Origin of the sequence: Novacetimonas hansenii JCM 7643 (genome assembly GCF_000964405.1) — a bacterium.
Lineage (GTDB): Bacteria > Pseudomonadota > Alphaproteobacteria > Acetobacterales > Acetobacteraceae > Novacetimonas > Novacetimonas hansenii.
The window spans coordinates 1-10,563 of record NZ_BANE01000002.1; the positions used below are offsets into that span (position 1 = coordinate 1).

A 10,563-nucleotide genomic window follows, 5' to 3' on the forward strand; every position below is an offset into this window, starting at 1 on the left:
GCAGCACACGTGTTGTATCTCAGGCGCCTTATTCAGGAAGGCAGACTGCTGGCCTCCGGTCCGTTGAAAGGCACCCCATTGCGCTCTGGCTTTCTGATTATGAAAGGTGCCAATCGGCAGGAGATTGACGCGATGATTGCCGGTGATCCTTTTGCATTAGAAGGTTTGATTTACGATCTGCGCATTGAAGAATGGGATCCTCTTTTCGGGTGCCTTTCAGATCATGCGACAGGGGCTCTCCCGCAAGAATTGAAGTCTATTTTTCCTTGATGGCGACAGTTTTGTATTTTTTAAGAAATAAAAACGAGAGGGAGCCTTATGCTTCTGAACGATCTTCGATGGTATACTGTGGGGGATGCCCGTATTCTAAAAATACAGGATCTGATGCTGGCTGCACTCTCTCCAGAACAGTTGCTTCCAGATTGGGACGAAGCAACGGCTCTTCAGATTTATCCCCGACTGCCTGAAACGCTGGATAGTTCAGAAACGAAAGTCCTTTTGAGCGTTCATAGCTGGCTTATTGAGGATCGCGGTCGAAAAATTCTTATTGATACGGGAGCTGGAAATAACAAAGCCCGTCCTGCTGCCCTGTATTTCGATCACTTGCAGACCGTGTGGCTTGAAAATCTGATGCTCGCTGGTGTCTGTCCAGAAGACATCGATTTTGTTCTTCTTACCCATCTGCATGTCGATCATGTGGGTTGGAATACACGCCTGCAGAATGGGATCTGGGTTCCGACCTTCCCGAATGCCCGATATGTCTTTTCTAGAGCCGAATATGATTTTTTCAGCAATCCGGCCCATGATAGCGTCCGTAATAAAACCAGTTTCATGACACGCGCAGATAGCGTTGATCCTATTGTCCGGGCGGGTCTTGCAGATCAGATTGACGTGGACGGATCGGACTTTCTCGAAGGAATTTCCTTTCATCCCACACCGGGGCATACGCCACATCACGCATCTGTTGTGCTGAGGTCAGGCGTCGAGCATGCTCTCTTCACGGGCGATGTTATGCATCATCCTATTCAGGTGTGTGTTCCGGAGTGGAGTGCTGTCTTTGATGCAGACCCTCAGACAGCCATCATATCACGCAAATGGGCTTTGAATTACGCTGTCGAACACGATGCGACAGTATTCACATCACATTTCCCAATGACATCTGCTGGAAGAGTCATGACAGATGACCAAAATATGAGTTGGTCCTTCCTCTAGAGCCTCCATTATGTTGGCATTTTACGTCATTTCATTATGAATATTTTTCTTGCCCCGAAATGTCTCGTCCACTCAGCGATATATGATGCGACTGCCAGATCCTGCTCTCATTGTTGAGATGATCGTCAGGAAAAGGATTAACGCGAAGCAGACGGCGACCAGAGTTCGCGATGCCCGGAACTGATCATCCGAAAGCTCACGCTTCCTTCATCCATTGCATAAATTTTTGCGCCCAAGCCGGGTTCCAGCGTGACAGTGCTGGACGGTTGTGAATCATGTCGTCGGCTGACCACTGGATGCGGCGCATATCCATTTCGGATGTGACTTCGTTGTCCGGACACAGGATGTAGAAGTCCTCACTGAATAGCCGCTGCAGAAAATAATCTACCACCTGTTCCGCTGTCCATGCTGCCTCCGGTTTACGGTCATGAGGCCCGTCCTTGCCGTGGAAATTCATGGGGGTCCATGTATAACCTGGCACCAGAAGATGGGCCGAAACACTCCCACCCGTGGAGACCAGAAGTTCATGGGCCAACTGCTCGGTGAGCACCTTCACTGCCGCCTTGGCGACAGAATAGGCGGCGTGGCCAGGCGGTGTAGTGATCCCTTCCTTGGAGCCAAGATTCACCACGGCCGATGGACGATTTGCGGCGATCATATGCGGCACGAATAAATGTTGTGCACTGAGGACAGCGCGAAAATTGACGTTGAGAGTCTGGTCCCATTCATCGGGTGAATCCCATGGACCGGCTTTGCTCAGCACACCAACATTATTAACCAGTAATCCGACATCCCCAAAGCGGGTTAGCGTTTGATCACGCAGGCGCAGAAGCACTGTATCATCGGTCACGTCACCCATGACAGTCAGTACTTCAACGGGCAGCGTGGACACCAGCGCCTCCAATGCATCTCCGTCCTGATCAAGAAGTGCCAAGCGCATCCCCCGGGCCGCAAATTCCCGGGCAAGAGCAGCACCTATGCCTTTTGCTGCACCGGTGATGACTCCAACACGATCCTTTGCGACGATTTTTCGCATTCTGTCTGACATTCACGTTGCTCCTTCTATCTGAGTCGCCAGGAAAGACGATTGATCCAAGGAGCCTAGCGCAACCTCATAAGGCCTGTAATTGAGTCAAGAAGCACATAGTGTATGTTTATACTCAACAGATATGAACGAACGAGCGAAACGCATCATGCATCTTTCACGTGGAGATCTGGGAGATCTCAACCTGTTCTGCGCCATCGCCAAAACAGGTGGCTTCCGCAAAACTGCAGCAGAACTGGATCTTTCTCCATCGGCCTTGAGCCACGCTATCCGCGGACTGGAAAAGCGTCTGGGTGTACGTCTCTTCAACCGGACCAATCGCAGTGTCACGCTAACGCCGGCTGGACGGGAATTGCTCTCGCATGTCACGTCCGGGCTCTCTGAAATCACCAATGGGCTCGAAGCGCTCAATCGTTTTCGGGACCGACCCGCTGGACAGTTGCGTCTGAACGTACCAACTGACGCCGCCCGGCTCGTTCTGGCCCCGGTGATTGCGCGTTATGCGGCCCTTTATCCCGACGTCCGTCTGGAAGTCGCGGTGGAGGACGCCGTGGTGGACATCATCGAACATGGTTTTGACGCGGGTGTTCGCTATGGTGGCACAATACCGGAAGACATGATCGCGGTCCCGCTCTGTCCCGATCTACGATGGGTGACAGTTGCATCGCCTGCTTATCTTGCATCAGCTCCCCCTCTTCGATGCCCGACCGACCTACATCAGCATCGCTGTATAGGGATCCGGATGGGAAGCGGAAAAATCTATCACTGGGAGCTGGAACGCGGCGAAGAGAAAGTCTTTTTGGACACGGACTGGTCAGTGATCGTCAACGAAACCGTTCTGTCTATCGAGATCGCCGAACGCGATGGGGGGATCAGTTACAACCTTGAAAGCCGGGCGGCAGTGCAGATCGCAAACGGGTCGCTCGTCAAGGTCCTGCCCGAATGGGCATCCATGGGACCGCCACTCTTTATTTATTATCCCAGCCGACGACAGCTTCCTGAAGCATTACGGGCTCTTATTCGCCTGATACAGGGGCAAAAACCTGATCAGAACGTAACAGGTGAATAAAAACGATCACTTCGTTGATTTTGGCTCTCCGCCTAAGGCATAGATTTTCACTGATTTCGCGCTTAACTCCACAAATAAGTGGCGACAGGCATAACCAGTTGTGTGTCGTCCCGTTTTATAAAACTTGGGGAAGAGTTGAGACAGATGAGCAAACTTGCCATGATCAGCGGATCGTCTTCGGGTATTGGTTTCGAGATTGCACGTATCCTCGGCGGCATGGGGTATGACCTCGCTATTTCAGGGGCCAGTGATAAAATCCACGACGCCAAAACAGAACTCGAAAAGATCGGTGTAGCAGTCTATGCATTTCAGGCAGATGCAGCGACTTATGACGGCGTCGAAGGGTTCTGGCAGTTTACGAAAGATCTGGGACGAAACGTCGATATTGCCGTTCTCAATGTTGGCATCGGTCTGGGCGGGGCCTTTGTTGATAACAAGCTCGAAGATGATTTCCGGGTCATTGCCATCAATATCTCCGGGACGGTGCATCTGGCCAAGCGTGTAGTGCAGCACATGGTGCCCAACAAGGCCGGCCGGATCATGATTGTGTCCTCCCTCTCGGCAACCACACCGACACCTTACGAAACGGTCTATGGTCCTTCCAAGGCATTCGGTTTTATGTTTTCAGAATCCCTGCGAGAAGAGCTTCGCGATACGGGCGTCAGTGTCACAGCCCTGCTCCCGGGTGCCACAAACACGCGTTTTCACAAGAATGCCGGCATGGCCACCAGCAAGATCGATCATGGGCCCAAAAATGACTTGCATGTCGTGGCGCAGCAGGGTGTCGACGCTCTCATGCAAAGCGAAGATATGGTCGTTGGCGGCGATGCCGCAACAAAGCAGCAGGCTATCGACAACCGCACCACACCTGAAACGGTCAAAGCGGCTCGGCATGCCATTCTTTGCAAACTGAACGGCGTCGCGTGATCAGGTAAAGCACGGCTGAGATTGCGCCGGATGGTATCGGGCAGCACCCATCGTCTGTCCGATACCAGATGAGCAAGCCAGGGATAAGCTCATGTCATCAGAACGAATGTTTCAGGCACCTGAAATCAGCCGTTACCGTGTCGGAGAGTTCGCCGTAACGGTTCTGAGTGACGGCTCTCTGGACGCCTCGCTCGACCTTCTTGATGGGATTGATCAAGATGAGGCGTTGTCGCTGCTGAGCGCGGCAGACACTTCACCTTCATCGCACATGAACATCAATGCATTTGTTATTGAGGCCGGTGCGCGGACCATTCTTATCGATGGTGGTGCTGGAAACCTCAACGGCTGGGGCGGCCGACTGATGCCTGCGCTGATCGCCGCAGGTTATGACCCCCTGCAGATTGACACGATCCTTCTCACACATGGACACAGCGATCATGTCGGCGGTCTGGCAGGGCCTTTTGCTACAAAATCTTTCCGCAACGTTGAAAAGTTTTTCCTTCATCAGGCAGAGCTGAATTTCTGGCGAAACGAAGAGAGACGCGATGCTGCACCTGTTGCACATCAGCGCCTGTTCGACGTTGCTCGCAATGTCCTTGATGCTTACCAGCAGCAGATAACACCTTTCGAGGACAGAGATGTTCTGCTCCCCGGGATCACAGCCGTCCATTTACCAGGGCATACGCCAGGTCATTCCGGCTATCTTTTGGAAAGTGAAGACGACTCTCTCCTGATCTGGGGCGATGTCCTGCATTTCCCCCATATTCAGGTAGCGCGGCCTGACGTCACTTTTGCTTTTGATCACAATCCCGGCTTGGCCGCAAAGACACGCCGTATGATTTTAACCGAACTTTCCCGCAATAATCGATATGTCACGGGCGTACATTTTAATGCACCCGTTAGAGCGAAAATCGAGAGCGACAAAGACGCATTCCGTCTGACTTACGATCTTTAACCCATCAATAACGGCCGTCGCCTACAAGTCAGACATCAAAGTAGTCATCGTAGCGGACAGAAAGCCGCCATTGTCAGGTGAGCCGCGATAGACCGCGTTTGGGACAGAGCCATCGTCCAAACAAACTACGACAAAAATCAGCGTTCGGTTGAAACGGACATTGTTTGGCGGAACGAAATTTGGCGGGAAATAACCAATCTCGATGCCTCGCCTACAGTTGGTTAGTCTCCGTCACTCTCGGAGCCGTTCACCAAAGTCATACTGCACTGCCTCCACGACGGTTCCACACCGGCTTGATGGCCCGGACCTCCGCATCAGAGGCTAAATGTTGATTGACTGGTATAAAAGATAGAAATCAAGACGGTCTGAATTCGCCTCTCTTGAGACATGCGCGCCTATGAACAATTTTTCGCATAGCGGACATGAGGAGCACTATTTCTTGCGGGTGAGATTGACCGGTTTCTGGCTTGCTGGTTTCGGATATTTGCCCGGGGTAAACGGTCAGTCGACTCCCCTGCTCTGTTCTAGCCATACCGCTCTCTAATCGGGCGCCCGTTCGACAGGGCGAGCGTAACTCGCGAGTTACCGCGGGGCTCTCTACACCAAATAACTCTCAGGCCTTCACGAATACGCACGATAAGATCAACCATTTTCGTATGAAAATCGCGCGAAGTAGTCTGATTACGAATGGTGGAACCGCCCACGCCGTTATGTGTGTGCGAGCGCAAAGCCACAATGGCAATCACGCCCGCCCGCTATCCGTTTGTATCTGGCATACCAAGCACGTCTGGTAGCGTAATCACTTCACAACAGGGCACGCCCTGCCATGACGATATCTTCGGCAAGAGGACGGTTCCGCTACTTTTTAAGACCAAGTGTAAACCGGACGCAAGGCCTTCCGCTCAAGAGTGTGCTGAATCGCAACTCCGGTCCAATCTACGAAGCCGATGGTGTCAAATACGGACTTTAAAAGATCGTTTGATGGGGTGCCACCGAACCGATCTTTAAATATTTTGGCTTTCTCGCGAATACTTATATCTGGGGCGCTAAGAATATCGCAGAACATTAAGTAAGCTTCAGCTTCAAGCTTAATTCTGCTCAGGCCGTCACCAATAAATTGCATTGCTTTCTGATTTAATTCCGCAAGTTGCGTCTCATATCTCGAATCATTCAACATGCAAAACTTAGCGGCAATGTATCGAAAATACGAAAGTCCGGGATCAGAGACCATGCGCGTCAAAGCATACTTGGCGACATCGTTGCGCAAAAAATCTGGCCCTAAATAATAACGCCCTGTAATTAGTAGATTAGCTATCTCCACTCCACCCGACTGGTCCATTCCGGGTGCCAGGGCATTCCTTATCAGGATAGGCAGCTCTTCCGAAATTAGATGCATAATTCTATCTGCGAGGTCGCTCGCAGCATATTTCATAATTAAAGGAATAATTGATAAGCATTGACATAAGCTATATGTGGACCGAACACGGAGATCCACTGCGCATATGTAAAATATTACATCTAGAACCGTAGATATAACTCTATACAAGGCGGACGAATATTCTTGGCTGCGGCTTAATCCATGGCGCACTAATTTTGCCAATACATTCCGGAGGTTTGCCAGAAGCCATCCGCTCACAACGTGAATAGCCACTCCCTGTCGTGCACACGCCTGTCTTATATCTGACGCTCGTGTTTTAAGCGCACGAGCCTTCGACGCCATCGCCGATGGATCAGGTGCGTTTGAAATATCGTCGGTTATATTGTAAATGTCGTTGATAATGCTTCCAATATCCGTCCTCGCCAATGAAATAGGAGAAACGAACGGTCGAGAAGATACAGTTGACTTCCCATTATTGAGGAATAATTTATATTTTTCAAGGACGTCGGATATTATCCTTTCGATCGTTTCCGTTTCGTCTTCTGAGTTTGCGAAAATGAAAAAATCATCAACATAACGCCTGATTGCATAGTCTCTGTTGTTAAACTTTGGCTGTAACGCATGTTCGACTTTTCGATCAATATCCTGAAATATAATCTCGGCGAATATTCGAGAGAACTCCGGACCAACGATGATCCCGTTTGTTTCTCCATAATTGGCGGCCTGCATCAACGAATCGAGTTCCGACTCAAATGAGAAAGCGGACTTCGTAGCTTTGGCGATGTCCTTGCCCTTTATCGCCCAAGACACACTGTGTGTGTATATATTAAAAAAGCATTTGGACACATCCAGAGACTTCATAAAACGGAATCTCTTTTCCAGTCTTCTGAACTCCTCAGATTCAATAAATTTCCCAAGTAAGTTGTATTTCGAATAGGAGAAGAAAGAAGAGAGATGACTGAGGTCAATATCGCCCTCATCAGGATCAATATGCGGTATTCCCAGTCGGAAAGTCGTCTCGCCCGACAGTTCTGCTTCTGAGAAAAGCGGAGTTTCTGCCAGAGGGCGTCTTAATGAAAAACTGGAATTTTGACATACAGCAAGCATAGCTTGCGAGAAGGTATCATAGAATGCAGCAATTCTGAGTTGAGTACTAGGATGTATGATACCAAGGGTTGTAAATCGTTTCCCGTCTTTCACAATGCTATAGCTGTAAGGCTTTGTAGTAGTATTACTACATCCTACAATACGCCGCACTATCTCATTGCGCCGTGTGTGCTCGGGCTTATCTTCTCCAACGATCGCCGCATATCGGCGATCGTTGGAGAAGATCACGGGCACCTCATATGGTAGCGTATCAGTTAGTATCGCACGCGTTTTTGCCCGCTGTTTGGCGTCGTTAAACATTCCGCCAAGCCCGTTTGATTTCTGCCACTCGCGAAGGCGTAACTCTGATTAACATCTTTTCGGTATACCCCTTTGAAAAAAATAGGCTTAGAAGCCGTTCACAAAATCCAGGAGGCGCGTGACCCCTTAAATGTGGCTTGAACTCACTATGCCTTCCGGTAACGAGAGACCGAAACATGCCATCAAGGGCTTTGAGTTCATGTAGGTTAGTAGTCGTCCGTATAAGCTCCGATCGACTATTTACCTTATAATTCCCGCATAAAGGATAGTTGTAAAATATTCCAGACTTTATATGGTCACTTCCGCTTGTTAAAGTGTGACCGGCCCTTTTAACCATATAGTTGCTAGATATAAAACTCATCCTATCAAATAATAGTTTGTGGTCGTATGAACGGGCATAATCGTGCAAGGAAAGAATAATTTTACTCTTAAGACGTTTTATTTTTTTTGGTGCAATAGTTACGCTCAGCTTTCTACTACGGTTATTCCCACTCACATTCTCAACGGAAAAAAGATAACCTAGGTATTCTATTTCCTTTCGCGGTCTTTCCGGCTGGCCTTTGCCGAGCGAGCCAGCGTTAAGGTCTACCAAGAATGACTTGGACTTATTGAAGCGCATGCCCTTCGGTAGAGCTGCTTTCATCTGGGACATTATCGGCTCGGGAGGGCCGCTGGCGAAAACAATAATATCGTCGGCGTACCGGAAGAGACGATATACACCACGGATAGCACGGACCCGTTCATCGAAAGGTCTGATAGCGAGTTCCGCAAGAATCGCGCTCAACCCTGCGCCCCGTGGTAAACCACAAGTACTGCTCGCGCAGTGGGAATCAAAATACTGCCGGAGATAATCGCGAACAAGTGCCGAACTAGCTGTATCGTACAGCAGTTTATCACGCACCGGCGCCACCGGTATCGTTTCATAGAAGGATTTTATGTCGCAACGTATAACTGTCATCGGCGTAGCGTCGAGTAGAGAGGTTATTACGCCACGTACGGCTTGACTTCGATCTGGCATCCTCACCCGCAGACGACGTTTGAGATGCCTGGCAACCGAGCGCAAAACGAGTGCGCTACTATAGTCGCTATAGGAAACACACAAATGCCCCCTGAGACTTGTCGTGTGAAAGGTATTAAGCTTTATCTCCCCCGCAAGTGCATTTACTGAGGCGGCGGCTATGATGGCATTTCGATCATTCTTGAGATCGATTTTGAAGCGCCGTGAATCTCCAGCACGAACAACCTGTGCAAGTCCTCCAACCGAGAAAACAGTATAACCCAAGTTGCCCTCCTATCGTCGACGCAAGATTATTCGGGCCACACGACTTTGGAACATGGAAGTGGTTCGTTCATCTCATCGGTCGACATCCGGCAGATTGACGGATGGGTCGCATCAGGAAGTGGAAAACCTTCGAATATCAACCATCACTCGAAGCTGGCTCTCTGACCCGCGAATAACCACCAAGTCGTAGCAGAAAGCATCTCGAGCAGCTAGTAGCGGTTGAGGTGCTCGGAAAACTGACAGTCGGTAATTATAAGGTTCCGGACACCACTATGTGATCGACACTGGCTCATAGCAGCCATCACGCGCAGTTGAACGGCAGGAAACGTTGGCTCGGCGCTCCAAAGCAGCCTGACCGGTTTCCCCCCCAAATCAAACACTCTGTCAGATTCCGCACTCATACCTATCCCATTTCAACCTTCTTGATTTTCTCATATCGCGACATCAGCCGACTACGACGTAGGGTCGAAAGTCGTTGAGTCCAAAAAACCCCCTCCAACTGGTCGATCTCGTGCTGATGGCAAACAGCGCGCAGTCCGTCGGCGTCCTCCATCATTTCGTGTCCGTCAACGTCGCGATACCGCACTCTGACCCGCGCCGGACGTTCCACGACCTCCGTGACACCGGGCATGGAGATGCTTCCCTCCTCATGGCGGGCAGTCTCATCGGAACGCCAGACGATCTCCGGGTTGATGTAGGTCTGGGGACCGAGCCCACCAGGGAGATCCAGCACCACGACGCGCTGGAGGACGCCGATATGCGGCGCCGTAATTCCGATGCCTGGCGCGGCCCGTACCGTATCGAGCAAATCGGCAGTCATTGCCCGTAGCGTTTCGTCGAATACGACAACCGGCTCCGCCACCATCCGCAGACGCTGGTCCGGGAACAGCACGATTGGATAGGTTTTGCGATAACGACCCAGCACCACCCCGTCCGGGTCAAGCAGCCCGGCCTGAACGATTTCATCCGGCTCCGCCCAGCGTGCGGATCCGTAGGTCTCGATCTTCCTCGCCTCACGGGCGCGATGGACGGACAGCGCCACCGCGGCGGCAAAGGCCAGCACACCGCCTGAGCCTGCGATCCAGGCCCCGCGCGCGAAGACGTTCGGGGCATAGGCATCGAAGACATACCACCACCAGAAGAACAGCGGTGGCGCGTAGACCGGCCAGCGGTGGAAGAGCATGAACCAGGGCCGCCCGAGTTCAGGCTGAAAGGCCAGTTCCCATGCCGTCCATTCGGTCGCTGCCCACCAGGACAGGACAATCAGGGACAGGACCAGCGCGATCTG

9 protein-coding genes and 1 pseudogene are annotated in these 10,563 nt (G+C 51.0%); 5 read left to right on the top strand and 5 right to left on the bottom strand.

What is annotated here, in order from left to right:
* Both B7G66_RS00040 and B7G66_RS00045 read left to right on the top strand, forming a co-directional pair.
* Positions 1-270: YciI family protein (locus B7G66_RS00040; RefSeq protein ID WP_048858735.1), on the top strand; the 270-nt coding region annotated here is incomplete at its 5' end.
* 54 nt (positions 271-324) lie between these two features.
* The gene (locus B7G66_RS00045) at positions 325-1,212 is read left to right on the top strand and encodes an MBL fold metallo-hydrolase (RefSeq protein ID WP_080545514.1); all 888 of its coding nucleotides are present in this window, start codon (positions 325-327) and stop codon (positions 1,210-1,212) included.
* A 196-nt stretch (positions 1,213-1,408) separates the two neighbouring features.
* On the opposite strand, the gene B7G66_RS00055 is transcribed toward B7G66_RS00045, so the two are convergent.
* The gene (locus tag B7G66_RS00055) at positions 1,409-2,260 is read right to left on the bottom strand and encodes an SDR family NAD(P)-dependent oxidoreductase (RefSeq protein ID WP_040510633.1); all 852 of its coding nucleotides are present in this window, start codon (positions 2,258-2,260) and stop codon (positions 1,409-1,411) included.
* Between the two features lie 145 nt (positions 2,261-2,405).
* On the opposite strand from B7G66_RS00055, the gene B7G66_RS00060 reads away from it, so the two are divergent.
* The 3 genes from B7G66_RS00060 to B7G66_RS00070 all read left to right on the top strand — a co-directional run bounded on the left by B7G66_RS00060 (position 2,406) and on the right by B7G66_RS00070 (position 5,208).
* Positions 2,406-3,326 carry a LysR family transcriptional regulator gene (locus B7G66_RS00060; protein ID WP_003619010.1) on the top strand — a complete coding sequence of 307 codons (921 nt, stop codon included), beginning with the start codon at positions 2,406-2,408 and terminating at the stop codon, positions 3,324-3,326.
* 144 nt (positions 3,327-3,470) lie between these two features.
* A complete protein-coding gene (locus tag B7G66_RS00065; RefSeq protein WP_003619008.1) occupies positions 3,471-4,253 on the top strand; it encodes an SDR family NAD(P)-dependent oxidoreductase in 783 nt (260 codons plus the stop codon).
* Positions 4,254-4,344: 91 nt separating this feature from the next.
* A complete protein-coding gene (locus B7G66_RS00070) occupies positions 4,345-5,208 on the top strand; it encodes an MBL fold metallo-hydrolase (protein WP_040510628.1) in 864 nt (287 codons plus the stop codon).
* A gap of 865 nt (positions 5,209-6,073) precedes the next feature.
* Here B7G66_RS00070 and drt3b read toward each other — a convergent pair.
* From drt3b to B7G66_RS00090, 4 genes and pseudogenes are all read right to left on the bottom strand, one after another.
* On the bottom strand, positions 6,074-7,993 hold the full coding sequence (drt3b, locus tag B7G66_RS00075; RefSeq protein WP_003619003.1) for an antiviral reverse transcriptase Drt3b: 1,920 nt from the start codon (positions 7,991-7,993) through the stop codon (positions 6,074-6,076).
* Positions 7,986-9,275, bottom strand: a complete 1,290-nt coding sequence (drt3a, locus tag B7G66_RS00080; RefSeq protein WP_141313044.1) for an antiviral reverse transcriptase Drt3a — start codon at positions 9,273-9,275, stop codon at positions 7,986-7,988. Before drt3a ends, drt3b begins: the two co-directional genes overlap by 8 nt.
* A 403-nt stretch (positions 9,276-9,678) precedes the next feature.
* Entirely contained in the window at positions 9,679-10,200 is a 522-nt protein-coding gene (locus tag B7G66_RS00085; protein ID WP_307723148.1) for a peptide deformylase, read from the bottom strand.
* Positions 10,174-10,563, bottom strand: a pseudogene (locus B7G66_RS00090) (conjugal transfer protein TraG); the annotation flags it as partial. The gene B7G66_RS00085 and the pseudogene B7G66_RS00090, both read right to left, overlap by 27 nt.